Genomic DNA, 16,260 nt, shown 5'->3' with positions numbered 1-16,260 from the left:
TTTCCTGGAATTGCTCTACCGCCGTCTCTTTGGCTTCTCCAGCAGCGCCACCGCCTCGACATGCGGCGACCAGAGGAACTGGTCGATCGGCGTGACGCTTTTCAGCATGTAGCCGCCATCCATGAGGATGCGTAAATCCCGGGCCAGCGTCACCGGGTTGCAGGAGACGGCGGCGACGAACGGCACGTCGGAGCGGGCGATCTGCTTCGACTGGTCTTCGGCGCCGGCGCGCGGCGGGTCGAAGACGACACCATCGAAGGCGTTCAGTTCCTTGAACGTCAGCGGGCGCCGAAACAGGTCGCGGCGTTCGCCGGTTACCCGCTTCAGGCCGGTGGCGAAGCGTGATCCGCGGTCGAGCGCCGACAGAGCCGCCGCATCGCCTTCGACCGCATGCACCTCGGATTTCGCCGCCAGCCGAAGCGCAAAGCTGCCGCAGCCGGCGAACAGATCAGCGACTTTCTTGGCGCGTTTCAGATGTCCGCCAACGATATCGGCCATCGCCTGTTCGGCGGCTTCGGTTGCCTGCAGGAAGGCGCCGGGCGGTACGGCGACAGCGACTGTGCCGAACATGACCACCGGTTTTTTCGGCTCGATGACGATCTCGTCATCGATCGAAAGCCGGGCAAAACCGTTGGCCATGACGAAGTTGGAGGCGACCCGGCGCTGGTTCTCTCCCAGCTTGCCTGACTCATAGACCGCGACGTCGAGGCCCGAACCCGTCACCGTGACCACCATGCGGAACGATTTGGTGGTGGCACAAACCAGGTCGGCGACCGATCGCAAGCGATCGAGTGCTGCGACGATCTCCGGCAGCGAGATCGGGCATTCCTCGATGGGGATGATTTCCGGCGACAGATGGCGATGGAAGCCAAGCAGCATGCCGGTGTCGGCGCGCCGGGCAGCAAGCACGACGCGGCGGCGTGTGTGGGGTGCACACGGCACCAATGCGCCGATGTCGCCAGCAATGCCTTTCAAGGCGTGCACGACCTTGTCGCGTTTCCATTGCTGGTAAGCGTCGGCTTGCAGATGCTGGACGGCGCAGCCGCCGCATTCGGTGAAGTGCCGGCAGGCCGGGTCGATGCGCAACGGCGAGGCTTCCAGCACCGCCATCAGCGTGGCGCGATCCCTTTCGCGCGCCGCGGTGACGGTTTCGCCGGGCAGCGTGAAGGGAATGAACAGCTCGCCGGTTTCCGTCTCGGCGACGCCATCGCCTTGCGAGCCCAGTCTCTTGATGGTGAAGCGCGTGCTCATCGGTCCTTGATCCCACCGAGCAGGAATTCGCGGTTGCCGTCGCCGCCTTCGATCGGCGACATGTGCAGACCCAGTGTACGCCAGCCTGGGACGCCTTCGAGCCATTCCTGCAGCAGGCCGGCAACGCGGGCGGCGTCATAGGGGTCTTTCAACAGGCCGCCCTTGCCGATCGCCTCGCGGCCGGCCTCGAATTGCGGCTTGACCAGGAACACGGCACGCGCTCCCGGCCTGGCGATGGCGAGCGCCGGCGGCATCGCCAGTTTCAGCGAAATGAAGCTGACATCGGAGACGATGAAATCCGGAATGCGGCCGCCGAGATCAGCGGCGGTGAGCTCGCGGGCGTTCAAGCCCTCGATCACGGTGACGCGCGGGTCGGACGAGACATTGCGATGCATCTGGCCGTGGCCGACATCGATCGCCGTGACATGGGCCGCGCCGCGTTCGAGCAGCACCTGCGTGAAGCCGCCGGTCGAGGCGCCGATATCGAGCGCCTCGCTGCCGGCCGGATCGAAACTGAAATGGTCGAGCCCGGCAATCAGCTTCAGCGCCGCGCGGGAGACATAGCCCTGCGCGGGATCGTCGATGATGATGAGGCATTGCGGCAAAACGGTCTGGCCGGGCTTGCGGGCGATCACGCCGTCGACCGTGACGGTGCCACGCTCGACCGCGTCGCGGGCGCGCGAGCGGCTTGCAAACAGGCCGCGCTGGACGAGCACTTCGTCGAGCCGCTGGCGTGTGCGGGCTGGCAGAGGGGAGTTCATTGGCCTTCATGGCGAAAGCCGGCCGCGAAGGCAAGGACATTGGGACGAGAGAAGCCGGCCGGCCCGCCGCCAGTTGATAATCGCACCCAGTCCGGCAAGATGCCCGGGCGGGATGGCTCAGGCAATGCGGAGGAGGAGGAATGCTGACGGGAACCTGCCATTGCGGCGCCGCCCACTGGACCCTGGAGGGCGACCCCGGCCCGATCACCGCTTGCAACTGCACGCTTTGCCGCCGCTACGGCACACTCTGGGCGTATGATTTTGTCGACGAGCGCATCCGCGTTGCAGGACCTTTGCGTTCCTATGCGCGCGCTGGGAAAAACGAGTCCTCGCTCGAGATCCTGTTTTGCCCGACCTGTGCCTGCGTGCTTGCGTGGCGCGGCCTGCGCACCGGTTCCAGCGGCCGCACACGGATCGCCGTCAATGTCAGGCTGGCGCCGCCGGAGGCGGTCGCCGACCTGCCGATCGATCATTTCGACGGGCTGGACACTTTTGACGATCTGCCGCGCGATGGGCGCTGCGTGCGCGATATGTGGTTCTAGAAAATGGTGCGCGAAACCTCACGCTCGACGGCGGGCGTCAGCCCATCACCGGCGTCGCCGGAAGCCTGCTTGCGCGGCGTCTCGACAGGCACGACAGGCGCATCCGGCACGACAACGAGCTGCGGCACCTGCTTGTAGGAGAAGCCGCCCCTGATGTTGCCCATCTTGCCGGCGACGATCTCGACGACCGCCTGTTCGAGCTTGCGGTCATAGCGGGTTTCGGCCACGGCCGGCGCGGCGATGACGGCCAAAAGGGCCACGCCGCACAGAAGCGTTCGCATTGTTGTTTAACTCCCTGCCTTGGTCGGGTTCTAGCAGGGCGGCGTTGAAAAACGGCCAAAAGACAGGGTAAGCGAAACGCCAAACAGAAGCGTTAACAGAGCGTTACGACAGAAAGTCAGCAAACCGCTTCAAAGGCTTGAGATTTTGATTCAGGCGCGCTGGGCGCGGGCTGAGTGGCCAAGCGCAACGAATACGGTGCGCACGATGCCGGCGGCATCAAGCCCGGCGTCTGCATACATTTTTTCCGGCTTGGCGTGGTCGGTGAACTCGTCGGGCAGCACCAGCGGCCGCACTTTCAGGCCGCTTTCCAGCAGGCCTTCATGGGCGAGGAACTGCAGCACGTGGCTGGCGAAGCCGCCGACAGCGCCCTCTTCCACGGTCACCAGCACTTCGTGCGAACGGGCAAGCCGGCGGATCAGATCCTCGTCGAGCGGCTTGGCAAAGCGGGCGTCTGCAACCGTCGTCGAAAGCCCGGCCGCGCCGAGTTCCTCGGCGGCAATCAGGCAGTCCTGCAGCCGCGTGCCGAAGGACAACAGCGCCACCTTGGTGCCTTCCCTGACGATGCGGCCCTTGCCGATTTCGAGCACCGAGCCGCGCTCCGGCATGTCGACGCCGACGCCGTTGCCGCGCGGATAACGGAAGGCGATCGGGCCTTCGTCATACCAGGCGGCGGTGCGCACCATGTGGCGAAGCTCCGCCTCATCGGCTGCCGCCATCACCACAAAGCCCGGCAGCGTCGCCAGGAAGGTGGTGTCGAAGGCGCCGCAATGGGTGGCGCCGTCGGCGCCGACAAAGCCGGCGCGGTCGATGGGGAAACGCACCGGCAATTTCTGGATCGCCACATCATGGACGACCTGGTCATAGGCGCGCTGCAGGAAGGTCGAATAGATGGCGGCGAAGGGCTTGTAACCTTCGGTGGCGAGGCCGGCGGCAAACGTCACCGCATGCTGCTCGGCGATGCCGACATCGAAGGTCCGGGTCGGAAAAACTTCGCCGAACAGATCAAGGCCGGTGCCGTTCGGCATGGCAGCGGTGACGGCGACGATACGGTCGTCCAAGCGGGCTTCCTGGATCAGGCTTTCGGCGAACACCTTGGTGTAGGCCGGCGCATTGGCCGGCGCCTTGGTCTGCGCGCCGGTGATGACGTCGAACTTGTTGACGCCGTGATATTTGTCGGGCGCGGCCTCGGCTGGGCCGTAACCCTTGCCCTTCTGGGTCACGACATGGATCAGCACCGGGCCGTCGGCATTGTCGCGGACATTCTTCAAGACCGGGATCAGGTGTTCGAGATTGTGCCCGTCGATCGGGCCGATATGGTAGAAGCCAAGCTCCTCGAACAGCGTGCCGCCGGTGACGTAGCCGCGCGCATGCTCGACCGCCCGCGTGATGGCGCGATCGGCGCGCTTGCCGAGATAGGAGGTCAGCTTCTTGCCGAAATCGCGCAGGCCGAGATAGGTCTTGCCTGAGGCGAGCCGCGCCAGATAGGCGCTCATCGCGCCGGTCGGCGGCGCGATCGACATGTCGTTGTCGTTGAGGATGACGATCAGCCGGGCATCGAGCGCGCCGGCATTGTTCAATGCTTCAAATGCCATGCCGGCCGACATGGCGCCGTCGCCGATGACGGCAATGACATTGTTGTTGCCGCCCGAGAGGTCGCGCGCCATGGCCATGCCGAGGCCGGCGGAAATCGAGGTCGAGGAGTGGGCGGCGCCGAACGGGTCGTATTCGCTCTCGGCGCGGCGGGTAAAGCCGGACAGGCCGCCCTCCTGGCGCAGCGTGCGGATGCGGTCGCGGCGACCGGTCAGGATTTTGTGCGGATAGGCCTGGTGGCCGACATCCCAGATCACCCGGTCTTCCGGCGTGTTGAAGACATAATGCAGCGCCACGGTCAGTTCGACGACACCGAGGCCGGCGCCGAGATGGCCGCCCGTATGCGAGACGGTATCGATCAGCTCGGCGCGCAGCTCCGAGGCCAGCTGCGGCAGCTCGCTTTCGTCAAGCTTCTTCAGGTCGGCTGGAATGCGAACCTTGTCGAGAAGCGGCGTATGCAGCGTTGCGTTCACTGTTTAGGAGCCTGCCCAGCTATTTTCGTTCATGCGCGTTGATCATGGGCGAAATATGCCTCCGCCCGCCGAATGTAAATGCGTGTCAGTGACGCGGGTGTTGCTGACGTTAATTGTCCGGTAACGGAATGAACTCTTCCTCATCTCCAGGAACGATATCGAAGCGGCCTGTCTTCCATTCCTGCTTGGCCTGTTCGATGCGCTCCTTCGACGACGAGACGAAGTTCCACCAGATGTGGCGTGGGGAGCCGAGCGATGCCCCGCCGAACAGCATGAAATGGGCGCCGCGCTCGGACGAGACGACGAATTCGTCGCCGGGCCGGAACACCAGCAGCCGCTCGGCCGGAAAACGGTCGCCGGAGATCGAGACATCGCCGTCCAGCGTGTAGATGGCGCGTTCCTCGGCGTCGGCTGGAATTTTCACGCTGGCGCCGGGCGCCAGGCGCAGATCGGCATAGAGCGTCTCGGTGTCAGCTCTTACCGGCGAGCGCAGCCCCTGGAAATCGCCGATCACCACGCGGCCGCTGACGCCTTCGGCGTCGATTTCGGGCAGACGCAGCGCTGCGGTGTTCTCGAACACCGGCGCCACTTCCTCCTTGCCGTCGGGCAGCGCCAGCCAGGTCTGCAGGCCGGAGATCGACATCGGCGCGCCGCGCAATTCCTCGGGCGTGCGCTCGGAATGGACGATGCCGCGGCCGGCCGTCATCAAATTCACGTCGCCGGGCTGGATGACCATTTCGGTGCCGAGCGAATCGCGGTGCCTGATCTTGCCGTCGAACAGATAGGTGACGGTGGAAAGCCCGATATGCGGGTGCGGACGCACATCCATTGCCTGGCCGCCGCGCAATATGGCCGGACCCATGCGGTCGAAGAAGATGAAGGGACCGACCAGCCGCCGCCTTGCCGTCGGCAGAGCGCGGCGAACCTGGAAGCCGCCAATGTCCTTGGCGTTCGGAATGACCATCAGCTCGATCTGATCGCTGGCGAAGGCGTCGCCAGGCTCAGGGTCCTTGCCGGGGAAGAAGCTCATCTGGATTTCCTCAGGCGAAGCGCAGCGCCGATTTGGCTTTTGCTTTGGCCGCCACCTCTTCGCGATTGCGTGGATGATGGTTGGTTTCAAGTGAATGCAGCAATTCATGCGCCGATTCAGCGATCGCCTCGACGGCGCGGTCGAAGGCCGCCTGGTTGCGCTGCGAGGGCCGCGTCGTTCCGCTCAATTTGCGCACGAACTGAAGGGCGGCGTCGCGGATCTCGTCATGGGTTGCCGGCGGATCGAAATTGAACAGGGTCTTGATGTTTCTGCACATGCTTGAACTCCTTACCTGCTTTCTCTGCCCGCCCCGTTTGACAAATTACTCCGCGTCGAGCGGCTCGGTTCCCACCGGCTTGCCGTCACGAGACAGCCTGATCTTCTCGACCTTGTCTTCAGCCGACTTCAGCAGCCGGTCGCAATGGGCCTTCAGCGCTTCGCCGCGCTCATAGATCTTGATCGACTGGTCGAGCGGCACGTCGCCGCGTTCGAGATCATCGACGATCTTTTCCAGCGCGTCGAGTGCCTGCTCGAAGCTCATCGCCTTGACGTCTTCATTTGCTTCGCCAGCCATACTCTATCCCTTCATCAGCCGCCCGACATGGGCTGCGACCGAAAATGCCAGTCCCTGCAGATCGTAGCCGCCCTCGAGCAGGCTGACGAGCCGGTTGCCGCTGTGGCGCCCGGCGCGCTCCAGCAGTTGGCCGGTTGCCCAGTCGAAATCGTCCTCGCTGAGATTGATCTCGGCCAACGGGTCGCGATGGTGGGCGTCGAAGCCGGCGGAAATAATGATCAGGTCCGGCGCAAAATTGTCGAGCGCCGGCAGGACACGCGACAGCAAGGCATCGCGGAACATGTCCGAGCCGGTCTGTGGCGCCAGCGGCGCGTTGACGATGTTGCCGGCGCCGGTTTCGTTCTTGGCGCCGGTGCCGGGATAGAGCGGCATCTGGTGCGTCGAGCAATAAAGCACCGACGGATCGTCCCAGAAAATGTCCTGCGTGCCGTTGCCGTGGTGGACGTCCCAGTCGACGATAGCGACGCGCTCGGCGCCGTGTTTCTTCTGCGCATAACGCGCCGCGATGGCCGCGGTGTTGAACAGGCAGAACCCCATCGCCGTGGTCTTTTCGGCGTGGTGGCCGGGCGGACGCGCGGCAACAAAAGCGTTGGCGACGCGGCCCTCGAAGACATCGTCGACGGCGGCGTTGGCCGCGCCGATGGCGGTGACCACCGCCTGCCAGCTTTTCGGACTGGCGCTGGTGTCGGCATCGATAGAGGCAATGCCACTCTCGGGGATCGCGGCGCGGACGCGGGCGACGAAATCCTCGGGGTGGGCATAGAGAATGGTGGCCTCGTCGCCTTGCGGCGCCGTGACCCGGTCGAGCGCGGCAAAGGCCTCGTCGTCGAGCACGCGCTCTATGGCGCGCAAGCGATCTGGCCGCTCCGGATGACCGGGCGGCGTCAGATGTTCGAGGAAGATCGGATGGGTGTAGAGCCTGGTGACCATGACCCGATATAGGCGCGCCCGGCCGCTTTGACCATGGTTTCAGGCCACACCGCCCCGACGTTCAACAGGGTTTAGGTGCTCGGCTGCGTCCAGCGCGAGCCGCCGAACGAGGCCAGCGCCTTGTCCTTGAGCTCCCGGAACTTGGACGAGGCCTCGGCCAGCCGCTGGTCCCATTCGGCATTCGGCACCTGGCCTTCGATGGTCTTGAAATAGACCTGCATCAGGCAGGCGATGGCGAAGGGCTCGATGAAGGCCGCCTTGAAGGCCCAGGCCAGCAGGATCGCCAGCACGAAGGCCCAGCCGCCGAGCTGCCCTGGGATGAACCACATGATGGCGGCGGCCGGCGCCAGCATCAGCAGGAAGATGACGAAGGAGACGCCCCACATGATGACAGCCAGCCAGACGGCGTTCTTGACCATGATCTTGCCGTTCTGGGCATAGAGCACGACGCCTTGCCGCGCCGTCTCGAAGGGCGAGGACGAGTTGATGCGGATGTTGTAGCCGAGGATGATCTCGTCGACATAGGTCAGCGACAGGCGGATCACCGTGTTGATGAAGGCGACCAGACCGCTGAGGCCGGGAATGGGCAGGAAGGCGGCGATGCCGCCGATCAGGCCGGTGATGGCGCGGATGGCACCCTTGACCAGCTGATCGAGCACGAAAAGGATGTTGGCCTCGGCGAAACGCTCCTTCACCACATCCTGGGCATAGGCGATCTGGTCCTGGCCATTGGGGACGTCGCGGCCGTCGATCAGATGGACCATGACGGCGATATGGCCGGCCTTGACGACGTAGAGGATGTACTCGCGGATCCAATAAAGCGCGATCGAAACGACACCGATGCCGACGATGCCGCCCCAGAGCGCAAAGGAAAGCGGCCCGTCGGGATCGGTGGAGATATGGCCGACGCCATAGCCAACGGAGGCGCCGCTTCCGGTCGCCACGATGTAGGCGAGCGTGATGCCGAAATAGACGATCATGCGAAAGACGATGAACGGCCATGTCCTGATCATCATGGACACCGACCTGCCGATATCGAAATCCCACATGCCCGAATCTCCCCTCAGAGATGGGTGGGAAGGATGAGCCTGGGCCGAAAATTGTCAATCTCGGCAGATGCCGGGTATTGGCTGGTGAGACTTCAGACCGGCTGCGAATCCTGCTTTTTGAGCAACCCTTCGAGCAGCTGCTTGAAGGCCGCCACCACCGTCTTCGATGTCGCTTCGGGGTCGTTCGAATTGGCGATGCGCTGCGCCGCCTGGCTGCTGGCGCCGTTGATCAGCCGCGCGGCGGTTTCGGGATCGACGCCGGGGACGACCACCCCCTCCTGCTGCAGACTGGTCAGATGATCGGTCATTGAACCGACGCAGGCATTGGCATTCGGCCATTGCGCCGGGTCCCCCAGCACGGCCGGGCCATCCCTGAACATTATGCGCTGGATTTCGGGCTCCAGCGCCATTTCGATATAGGTCGTGCATTCGTCAACGAAATGCTGCCAGCGGGTCGGCGCTTTCGACGCGATCTCATTGATGCGAACCGCCATCTCGCCGTCTATTTCGGCGATGACCGCCTGCAGCAGCCCCTTCTTGTCACCGAAATGATGGTAGAGCGCGCCACGCGTCAGCCCGGCCGAGGCGGTGAAATCGTCCATCGACGCCTCGGCATAGCCGATCGTGCCGAAGGCATTGCGGGCCGCCGTGATCAGCTTGGCGCGCGTCTCGGCGATCATCTCCTTGCGGGGTCTGTGCATGGTTCTGGCCTTATTAACATACGCTCCGTATGCCAATTGACATACGATGCGTATGCTCTATCTAATAATCATACGCATCGTATGTAATTGTCGAATTGGCCTTTGTCGAGGAATCAAGCCATGCAAAACCCCTACGCCGAAATCTTTCGCGCCCCAGGAGCCAAGGGCTTTGCCGCTGCCGGCTTCCTGGCCCGCCTGCCGATCGCCATGGCGCCGATCGGAATCGTGGCGATGCTGTCGCAAACGCATGGCGAATACTGGCTGGCCGGCGCCGTCGCGGCGACCTTCGCGCTGAGCAATGCTTTCGTTGCACCGCAAATCTCAAGGCTGGTCGACCGGCTCGGCCAGACGCGCATCGTTGTTCCCACCACCATCGTCACCGTGCTCGCCTTTGCGATCCTGATTGCGGCGGCCAATCAGGACTGGCCGGTATGGACACTGTTCGTGTCGGCGCTGGCGGCCGCCGCCATGCCCAGCATGCCGGCCATGGTGCGCGCGCGCTGGACCGAGATTTTTCGCGGCCGGCCGCAGATGAACACCGCTTTCGCCTTCGAGTCGGCGGCGGACGAACTGGTCTACATCGCCGGGGCATCACTGTCGGTGGGGTTGAGTGCCGCCCTGTTCCCGGAAGCTGGTGTTCTGGTGAGCACGCTGTTCCTCGCCATCGGCTCGACAGCCTTCATCCTGCAGCGCTCGACCGAACCGCAAGTCCGGCCGGTCGATCATGTCTCGAGCGGCTCGGCAATCCGGCTGCGGCCGGTGCAGATCATCACCTTCGCCCTGATCTTCGTCGGCGCCACCTTCGCCACGACGGAAGTGACCACGGTTGCGATCACCAAGGAGCTCGGCCAGCCCGGCGCCGCCAGCCTCGTCATCGGTGTCTATGCTTTGGGATCGTTCGTGCTTGGCCTCGTCGTCGGCGCCGTCAGCCTGAAGGCGCCGCTGCAACGCCAGCTGGCCATCGCGGTCGCCCTCGTCGCGCTCGGCACGCTGCTGCCGCTCACAGCCGGCACGGTACCGCAGCTGGCGCTGACCGTGTTCGTCAGCGGCGTGGCGATCTCGCCGACCTTCATCACCGCCTTCGGCCTGATCGAGCGGCACGTGCCAGAAGCGATGCTGACCGAAGGCATCACCTGGGTGATGACCGGTATCGGCATCGGCATGGCGCTCGGCTCGTTTGCCGCCGGCGCGGTGGTGGATGAGTTCGGCGCCCGGAACGGGTTCTGGGTTTCGGTGGCGGCCGGCACTATCGCTCTGGTCACGGTGCTCGCCGGCCAGCGCAGCCTGGCCACCCATGAATGCGAGCTGGACGGATGCGACGCGGCCGCCGTTCCTGCGGAGTGACGTGGACAAGCATCCAGCCGTTTGTTTTCGATAGTGACGACGTTCGCGATTGGCTGAAGCCTCTACGCGGTCGTCATCCCAGGGCGAAGCAGGAGCGAAGCTCCGTCGCGAAGACCCTGGGATCCATGCCGCGACCAAAGGCGAAGGGTACAACGGAACAGGATCCTGCACCGTGGCGGCACGTGGAAGTCGCGGCATGGATCCTCGGGTCTGCGCCGCGTCGCTACGCTCCTTGCTTCGCCCGTGGATGACGAAGAGATGGGCGTTTTACGCCAATCTCCAAAGCATGCGATTGCTAGGTGCGGCTGGTTCCGATCCGCCAACCCGAAGCTTGGGATTAGATAATCTCGGTCTTGGCGATGTGGATGCCAAAGCCTTCGAGGCCGACATAGTGGCGTTCGCGCGAGGCGATCAGGTTGATCGAGGAAATGCCGAGATCCTTTAGGATCTGCGCGCCGAGACCGATCTCGCGCCATTCGTTCTCGCGGCGTCGTGCCTCTTCATGGTCCTCGCGGTCGCCGCTCAGCGGCCGCTTGCGCTCCTGATGGGCGACGCCCACGGAACCCTCCCGGAGATAGACGATGACGCCGCGCTTGCGTTCGCCCATCGCCTTCATGATGCCGTCGAGCCGGTGGCTGGTGCCGAATACGTCCGTCACCACATCCTCGGAATGCAGCCGCACCGGCACGTCCTCGCCGTCGCGGATATCGCCGAAGACGATCGCGACATGGTGCATGGAATCCCAGGGCAACGTGTAGGTGAAAACCTGCGCCTTGCCGCCGAGCGTATCGATTTCGGAACAGGCGACGCGCTCGACCAGCGTTTCCTTGCGCTGCCGGTAGGCGATGAGGTCGGCGACCGAAACCTGCTTGAGGCCATGTTCTTCGGCGAAGGCCGCCACTTGCGGACCGCGCTTGACGGTGCCGTCGTCGTTGACCAGTTCCGAGATCACGCCGACAGGCGGCAGGCCGGCGAGCTTGCACAGGTCGACCGCGGCTTCGGTATGACCCGAGCGCATCAGCACCCCGCCTTCGCGGGCGATCAGCGGAAAGATGTGGCCGGGACGGACGAAATCCGAACCGCCGACATTGCCGTTGGCGAGGTTGCGCACGGTCAGCGTGCGGTCGTCGGCTGAAATGCCGGTCGTAGTGCCATGTTTGAAATCGACGCTGACGGTAAAGGCGGTGGTGTGGGCGGAATCATTGTCGGCGACCATCGGCGACAGGTTCAGGCGCTTCGCCTCCTCGCGCGGCATCGGCGTGCAGACGATGCCGGAGGTGTGGCGGATGATGAACGCCATCTTCTCCGGCGTGCAATGGACGGCGGCAACGATCAGATCGCCCTCGTTCTCGCGTCCGTCATCGTCCATGACGACAACGATCTCACCGCGCTCGAAAGCGCGGAGGGCTTCGACGATTTTCTTCTGGTCGTAAGGCATTGGCTCGCTTCGCTCACAGGGCAGTAGGGGAATAGGGCAGTAAGGCAGTAGGGAAAAGGAAAATCTGGCTGTGTTCGGCGGGCTGCGTAACATATTGCCCTACTGCCTTACTGCCCTATGCCCCTCCCTTTCCCGTCTGTCCTCGGTGCCGCAAATAGTGATCGGCAATCGCGCAGGCAACCATGGCCTCGCCGATCGGCACGGCGCGGATGCCGACGCAGGGGTCGTGGCGGCCCTTGGTCATGACATCGACGTCGTTGCCGTCCTTGTCGATGGATTTGCGCGGCGTCAGGATCGACGAGGTCGGCTTGACGGCGAAACGGGCGACGATCGCCTGTCCGGTCGAGATGCCGCCCAAAATGCCGCCGGCATTGTTGGACAGGAAGACCGGCTTGCCGTCATTGCCCATGCGCATCTCGTCGGCATTCTGTTCGCCGGTGATGCGGGCGGCCTCGAAACCATTGCCGATCTCGACGCCCTTGACGGCGTTGATCGACATCAGGCCCGACGCAATGTCCTGGTCGAGCTTGGCATAGATCGGCGCGCCGAGGCCTGCCGGAACGCCGTCCGCAACGATCTCAATCACCGCGCCGACCGAGGAGCCGGCCTTGCGGATGCCGTCGAGATACTGCGTGAAGACGGGAACGGAAGCAGGATCAGGGGTGAAGAACGGGTTTTCGGCGTCGCCAATAAAATTCCAGTTCCAGTTGGCGCGGTCGATGGATTTCTCGCCCATCGAGACCAGCGCGCCGCGCACCACCATGCCGGGCACCACCTTGCGGGCAAGCGCGCCGGCAGCCACGCGCGCTGCCGTCTCGCGCGCCGAGGAACGACCGCCGCCGCGATGGTCGCGCACGCCGTATTTGACGTCATAGGTGTAGTCGGCGTGGCCGGGACGGTACTGGCGGGCGATCTCGCCATAGTCCTTGGAGCGCTGGTCGACATTCTCGATCAGCATTGAGACCGGCGTACCGGTGGTGATCATCGTCTCGCCGTCCTCGTCGAGGATGAAGCCGGACAGGATCTTCACCTCGTCCGGTTCGCGGCGCTGCGTCACAAAACGTGACTGGCCGGGACGGCGCTTGTCGAGCTCGGCCTGGATTTCCGCCCGTGTGAAACGGATGCCGGGCGGGCAGCCGTCGACGACGCAGCCGAGCGACGGGCCATGGCTTTCGCCCCAGGTGGTGACGCGGAAGAGATGGCCGAACGTGTTGTGAGACATGGAATTTTGCCCTGCCCGGCAGCGGAACCGGATCAAGGGTGCCTTCTATTGGCGTTTTCCACAGCGGTCAAACTGTGATCCGGCGGTTTTAGTTTTGACACATTCGGTTGGTTTCTGCTCTCTTCCATCCGCCCGTTGAAAGCTCGCCGCCACCCGTGCAGGCGCAATGACAAAGAGGACGACGATGCGTACCCTGATCGGCGCTGCTGCCGCCATGTTGCTGATTTCCACCGCCGCCTATGCCGGCCAGACCGAAGGCCTGATCAAGAAGGTCGACAAGGACGCGCTGACGCTGACGCTGGAGGACGGCAAGTCCTACAAGCTCAACGCCGAGACCGATCTCGACTCGCTGAAGCCCGGCATGGATATCGTGATCGCCTATGACGTGACGAATGGCGAGAACGTCGTCACCGACATGGAACTGCCTGATACCGAGTAAGGCCGACACCGAGTAAGGCCGACACCGAATAGGACCGGCATCGAACAGGGTTTTTCGCTCTGCGGACAAAACAGGACGGACGTCCTGTTTGTTCGGCCGCTCGATGCTCCGGCTATCTCTTTGATTCACGCAATTCCGGACGGAAAACCGTTTCACACTTTTCCTGGAATTGCTTAGCCTAAAGCCACTCCAGACGCCCGTCTTGCAGCCTGAGCACGCGGTCCTGCGGTACTTCCAGCCTCGCCGCTTCGTCTTCGGAAACACCTTCGACCATCCGAAACAGGGTCCGGACAACGCCGCCATGGGTGACGCAGACCGTCTGGCGGTCCAGCGCTTCGAACCACGGCTTCACCCGTTCGAGCAGCATCTGGTAGCTTTCGGCGCCCTCACCCGGGGGCTGGAAATTCCATTTGTTGCGCCGGCGCGGCTTGACCGAGCCGGGGCTACGCGCCTCGAGTTCGGCAAAGGTGAACCCCTGCCAGTCGCCGAAATGCACCTCGACCAGGCGCGGGTCGGTGCGAAAGGCGTCGGGATCGAGCTGCATTGCCAAGCGTAGCCGCTGCATCGTCTCGCGCGTCCGCTTCATCGGGCTGGCGACAAAGTCGAAATCTTCGGGCTTCTCAATCAGTTCGGCCAGCCGTCGACCGTTGCGGGTCGCCTGCTCGCGGCCGAGTTCATTGAGATCGGTGTCGGCCTGCCCTTGCAGCCGGAACTCGGCATTCCACTGCGTCTGGCCGTGGCGCACGATGTAGACGAGCGGAACCATCAGGTCTTCCGGAAAGCAGGACAGACGGGCAGAGATAGCGGCAGAACTAATCCTTGACGGTCGAAATATCCGGCGCGTCGACCGCCTTCATGCCGACGACGTGGTAACCGGAATCGACATGGTGCACTTCGCCGGTGACGCCACGCGACAGGTCGGACAGGAAATAGACACCGGAATCGCCGACTTCTTCCTGGGTGACGGTCTGCTTCAGCGGCGAGTTGTACTCGTTCCACTTCAGGATGTAGCGGAAATCGCCAATACCCGAAGCAGCCAAGGTCTTGATCGGCCCGGCCGAGATGGCGTTGACGCGGATCTTCTTGCCGCCGAGATCGACGGCGAGATAGCGCACGCTGGCTTCGAGCGCGGCCTTGGCGACACCCATGACGTTGTAATGCGGCATCACTTTTTCGGCGCCATAATAGGTCAGCGTCAGCAGCGAGCCGCCATCGGTCATCAAGGCCTCGGCGCGCTTGGCGATGGTGGTGAAGGAATAGACCGAAATGTCCATGGTGCGCAGGAAGTTGTCGCGAGTCGTCTCGACATAGCGGCCGGTCAGCTCGTCCTTGTCGGAAAAAGCGATGGCATGGACGAGGAAGTCGAGCTTGCCACCCCAATGGTTGGCGACATTGGCGAAAACCTCGTCGAGGCTCGCCGGGTCGGTGACATCGCAATGGCCGGCGACAAAGGCGCCGAGTTCCGCCGCCAGCGGCTCGACGCGCTTCTTGAACGCCTCGCCCTGATAGGTCAGCGCGATCTCGGCGCCGTGGTCGACGCAGGCCTTGGCGATGCCGTAGGCGATCGATCTGTTGTTGGCGACGCCCAGTATAAGCCCGCGCTTGCCGGCCATAAGGCCCTGTCCACCCGCCATGTCAGCGCTCTCCGAAAGATTTTCTGCTTTGGAGTGCCTATCGCACAGGCAGAAAGGCGCATCAAGCGCAGACGGGCCGCGCGTTCAATTCAGACACTGGGCAAACAACGATTAGGGGTATGTAACGTGTTTGTGAGCTTCAAATGGCTCACTGCGGCCAGCGCGCCTCGACGGCACAGGTCCGCGACCGACCAGCCGAATCGGCCGGTCGGCATCGGATGCGACCCTATTCAGCGACTTTGCGCCAGGGAATGAGCATGCCCACCCGCTTGCGGTAGAGGCGGTACTGATCGCCGAACATCGCGACGAGATCGCGTTCCTCGAGGAAGATGCCGAGCAGGATGTAGCCGGTGCTGCCCGCTGCGAAGAGCAGATGGCCCCATGTCATGGACGGCGTCGCCCAGAAGGCCAGGAGAAAGCCGACATAGATCGGGTGCCGGACCCATTTGTAGAAAAGCGGCGTCCTGAACACCGGCTCCGGCAGTTTGCCCTTGCGCAAAGCCGCGAAGACCTGGCGCAGGCCGAACAGCTCGAAATGGTTGATCAGATAGGTGCTGATCAGCAACACAGCCCAACCGAGCCAGAACACGCCATGGAGGACGGCGACCCAGAACGGGTTCTCGACCGTCCAGACGGGGCCGGGGACCGGCCGCCATTGCCAGTAGAGCAAAAGCAGGATGAGGCTGGCCAAAAGCACATAGGTGCTGCGTTCGGCCGCGTGCGGGACAATCCGCGTCCACCAGCGCTTGAAAACCGGCCGCGCCATGATGCTGTGCTGGGCGGCGAAAAGTCCGAGCAGCAGCGCGTTGACGAGGACAGCTTCGACCGGACTTCCCACGATCCCTGAATCGATCGATTTCGGCACGGCAATGTTGCCGACGAAACCAACCGCATAGAGAAACGAACCGAGAAATATCAGGTATGCGGCAACGCCGTAGATAAGGGTGATTACGCCCGCCATGACTGCCCCTCCTGCCAAGCATCAAGATTCGGTCGGTCG

At 63.6% G+C, this 16,260-nt stretch carries 18 protein-coding genes; 3 read left to right on the top strand and 15 right to left on the bottom strand.

What is annotated here, in order from left to right:
* Positions 1 to 15 precede the first annotated feature (15 nt).
* Together AC04SH_RS19575 and AC04SH_RS19570 are read right to left on the bottom strand one after the other, a co-directional pair.
* Positions 16 to 1,251 carry a class I SAM-dependent RNA methyltransferase gene (locus AC04SH_RS19575; RefSeq protein ID WP_488576283.1) on the bottom strand — a complete coding sequence of 412 codons (1,236 nt, stop codon included), beginning with the start codon at positions 1,249 to 1,251 and terminating at the stop codon, positions 16 to 18.
* Positions 1,248 to 2,012 carry a TlyA family RNA methyltransferase gene (locus tag AC04SH_RS19570; RefSeq protein ID WP_488576282.1) on the bottom strand — a complete coding sequence of 255 codons (765 nt, stop codon included), beginning with the start codon at positions 2,010 to 2,012 and terminating at the stop codon, positions 1,248 to 1,250. The genes AC04SH_RS19575 and AC04SH_RS19570 overlap by 4 nt, the downstream gene beginning before the upstream one ends.
* 140 nt (positions 2,013 to 2,152) lie before the next feature.
* Between AC04SH_RS19570 and AC04SH_RS19565 the strand changes: the two genes are divergently transcribed.
* Complete coding sequence (locus tag AC04SH_RS19565) at positions 2,153 to 2,554, top strand: GFA family protein (RefSeq protein ID WP_488576281.1); 402 nt, start codon at positions 2,153 to 2,155, stop codon at positions 2,552 to 2,554.
* Here the strand turns inward: AC04SH_RS19565 and AC04SH_RS19560 are convergent.
* The 8 genes from AC04SH_RS19560 to AC04SH_RS19525 form a co-directional block, all read right to left on the bottom strand.
* Complete coding sequence (locus AC04SH_RS19560; protein WP_488576280.1) at positions 2,551 to 2,835, bottom strand: hypothetical protein; 285 nt, start codon at positions 2,833 to 2,835, stop codon at positions 2,551 to 2,553. The genes AC04SH_RS19565 and AC04SH_RS19560 overlap by 4 nt on opposite strands.
* Before the next feature lie 150 nt (positions 2,836 to 2,985).
* Entirely contained in the window at positions 2,986 to 4,899 is a 1,914-nt protein-coding gene (gene dxs, locus AC04SH_RS19555; RefSeq protein ID WP_488576279.1) for a 1-deoxy-D-xylulose-5-phosphate synthase, read from the bottom strand.
* Positions 4,900 to 5,008: 109 nt separating this feature from the next.
* On the bottom strand, positions 5,009 to 5,929 hold the full coding sequence (locus AC04SH_RS19550; protein WP_488576278.1) for a pirin family protein: 921 nt from the start codon (positions 5,927 to 5,929) through the stop codon (positions 5,009 to 5,011).
* A 10-nt stretch (positions 5,930 to 5,939) separates the two neighbouring features.
* Positions 5,940 to 6,206, bottom strand: a complete 267-nt coding sequence (locus AC04SH_RS19545) for a DUF2277 domain-containing protein (RefSeq protein ID WP_112563862.1) — start codon at positions 6,204 to 6,206, stop codon at positions 5,940 to 5,942.
* Positions 6,207 to 6,251: 45 nt separating this feature from the next.
* Positions 6,252 to 6,503, bottom strand: coding sequence for an exodeoxyribonuclease VII small subunit (locus AC04SH_RS19540; protein WP_112396785.1), 252 nt, complete (start codon positions 6,501 to 6,503; stop codon positions 6,252 to 6,254).
* 3 nt (positions 6,504 to 6,506) lie between these two features.
* Complete coding sequence (locus AC04SH_RS19535) at positions 6,507 to 7,433, bottom strand: histone deacetylase family protein (RefSeq protein WP_488576277.1); 927 nt, start codon at positions 7,431 to 7,433, stop codon at positions 6,507 to 6,509.
* A gap of 71 nt (positions 7,434 to 7,504) precedes the next feature.
* The gene (locus tag AC04SH_RS19530) at positions 7,505 to 8,482 is read right to left on the bottom strand and encodes a hypothetical protein (protein WP_488576276.1); all 978 of its coding nucleotides are present in this window, start codon (positions 8,480 to 8,482) and stop codon (positions 7,505 to 7,507) included.
* Between the two features lie 92 nt (positions 8,483 to 8,574).
* Positions 8,575 to 9,183 carry a TetR/AcrR family transcriptional regulator gene (locus AC04SH_RS19525; protein ID WP_488576275.1) on the bottom strand — a complete coding sequence of 203 codons (609 nt, stop codon included), beginning with the start codon at positions 9,181 to 9,183 and terminating at the stop codon, positions 8,575 to 8,577.
* Between the two features lie 120 nt (positions 9,184 to 9,303).
* Here AC04SH_RS19525 and AC04SH_RS19520 point away from each other — a divergent pair, with 120 nt between their 5' ends.
* Positions 9,304 to 10,527: an MFS transporter gene (locus AC04SH_RS19520; protein WP_488576274.1), complete on the top strand. Its 1,224-nt coding sequence runs from the start codon at positions 9,304 to 9,306 to the stop codon at positions 10,525 to 10,527.
* Positions 10,528 to 10,864: 337 nt separating this feature from the next.
* On the opposite strand, the gene ribB is transcribed toward AC04SH_RS19520, so the two are convergent.
* Both ribB and aroC read right to left on the bottom strand, forming a co-directional pair.
* On the bottom strand, positions 10,865 to 11,965 hold the full coding sequence (gene ribB / locus AC04SH_RS19515) for a 3,4-dihydroxy-2-butanone-4-phosphate synthase (protein ID WP_488576273.1): 1,101 nt from the start codon (positions 11,963 to 11,965) through the stop codon (positions 10,865 to 10,867).
* A 115-nt stretch (positions 11,966 to 12,080) separates the two neighbouring features.
* Positions 12,081 to 13,187: a chorismate synthase gene (aroC, locus tag AC04SH_RS19510; protein WP_488576272.1), complete on the bottom strand. Its 1,107-nt coding sequence runs from the start codon at positions 13,185 to 13,187 to the stop codon at positions 12,081 to 12,083.
* 184 nt (positions 13,188 to 13,371) lie between these two features.
* Here aroC and AC04SH_RS19505 point away from each other — a divergent pair, with 184 nt between their 5' ends.
* Positions 13,372 to 13,626, top strand: coding sequence for a DUF1344 domain-containing protein (locus AC04SH_RS19505; protein WP_023747552.1), 255 nt, complete (start codon positions 13,372 to 13,374; stop codon positions 13,624 to 13,626).
* Between the two features lie 178 nt (positions 13,627 to 13,804).
* Here the strand turns inward: AC04SH_RS19505 and AC04SH_RS19500 are convergent, their stop codons facing one another.
* The 3 genes from AC04SH_RS19500 to mddA all read right to left on the bottom strand — a co-directional run bounded on the left by AC04SH_RS19500 (position 13,805) and on the right by mddA (position 16,221).
* Positions 13,805 to 14,392, bottom strand: coding sequence for a histidine phosphatase family protein (locus tag AC04SH_RS19500; RefSeq protein WP_488576271.1), 588 nt, complete (start codon positions 14,390 to 14,392; stop codon positions 13,805 to 13,807).
* Between the two features lie 46 nt (positions 14,393 to 14,438).
* Complete coding sequence (gene fabI, locus AC04SH_RS19495; RefSeq protein WP_203279085.1) at positions 14,439 to 15,260, bottom strand: enoyl-ACP reductase FabI; 822 nt, start codon at positions 15,258 to 15,260, stop codon at positions 14,439 to 14,441.
* 226 nt (positions 15,261 to 15,486) lie between these two features.
* Positions 15,487 to 16,221, bottom strand: coding sequence for a methanethiol S-methyltransferase (mddA, locus tag AC04SH_RS19490; protein ID WP_488576270.1), 735 nt, complete (start codon positions 16,219 to 16,221; stop codon positions 15,487 to 15,489).
* Positions 16,222 to 16,260 lie beyond the last annotated feature (39 nt).

It is taken from the genome of Mesorhizobium sp. CNPSo 4688, assembly GCF_057784295.1.
This window is presented reverse-complemented; position numbering and strand designations above follow the sequence as displayed.

Coding starts and splice junctions, on each gene's coding strand:
- AC04SH_RS19575 (WP_488576283.1), bottom strand. CDS start 1,251: ATGAGCACGCGCTTCACCATCAAGAGACTGGGCTCGCAAGGCGATGGC.
- AC04SH_RS19570 (WP_488576282.1), bottom strand. CDS start 2,012: ATGAACTCCCCTCTGCCAGCCCGCACACGCCAGCGGCTCGACGAAGTG.
- AC04SH_RS19565 (WP_488576281.1), top strand. CDS start 2,153: ATGCTGACGGGAACCTGCCATTGCGGCGCCGCCCACTGGACCCTGGAG.
- AC04SH_RS19560 (WP_488576280.1), bottom strand. CDS start 2,835: ATGCGAACGCTTCTGTGCGGCGTGGCCCTTTTGGCCGTCATCGCCGCG.
- AC04SH_RS19550 (WP_488576278.1), bottom strand. CDS start 5,929: ATGAGCTTCTTCCCCGGCAAGGACCCTGAGCCTGGCGACGCCTTCGCC.
- AC04SH_RS19545 (WP_112563862.1), bottom strand. CDS start 6,206: ATGTGCAGAAACATCAAGACCCTGTTCAATTTCGATCCGCCGGCAACC.
- AC04SH_RS19540 (WP_112396785.1), bottom strand. CDS start 6,503: ATGGCTGGCGAAGCAAATGAAGACGTCAAGGCGATGAGCTTCGAGCAG.
- AC04SH_RS19535 (WP_488576277.1), bottom strand. CDS start 7,433: ATGGTCACCAGGCTCTACACCCATCCGATCTTCCTCGAACATCTGACG.
- AC04SH_RS19530 (WP_488576276.1), bottom strand. CDS start 8,482: ATGTGGGATTTCGATATCGGCAGGTCGGTGTCCATGATGATCAGGACA.
- AC04SH_RS19525 (WP_488576275.1), bottom strand. CDS start 9,183: ATGCACAGACCCCGCAAGGAGATGATCGCCGAGACGCGCGCCAAGCTG.
- AC04SH_RS19520 (WP_488576274.1), top strand. CDS start 9,304: ATGCAAAACCCCTACGCCGAAATCTTTCGCGCCCCAGGAGCCAAGGGC.
- ribB (WP_488576273.1), bottom strand. CDS start 11,965: ATGCCTTACGACCAGAAGAAAATCGTCGAAGCCCTCCGCGCTTTCGAG.
- aroC (WP_488576272.1), bottom strand. CDS start 13,187: ATGTCTCACAACACGTTCGGCCATCTCTTCCGCGTCACCACCTGGGGC.
- AC04SH_RS19505 (WP_023747552.1), top strand. CDS start 13,372: ATGCGTACCCTGATCGGCGCTGCTGCCGCCATGTTGCTGATTTCCACC.
- AC04SH_RS19500 (WP_488576271.1), bottom strand. CDS start 14,392: ATGGTTCCGCTCGTCTACATCGTGCGCCACGGCCAGACGCAGTGGAAT.
- fabI (WP_203279085.1), bottom strand. CDS start 15,260: ATGGCGGGTGGACAGGGCCTTATGGCCGGCAAGCGCGGGCTTATACTG.
- mddA (WP_488576270.1), bottom strand. CDS start 16,221: ATGGCGGGCGTAATCACCCTTATCTACGGCGTTGCCGCATACCTGATA.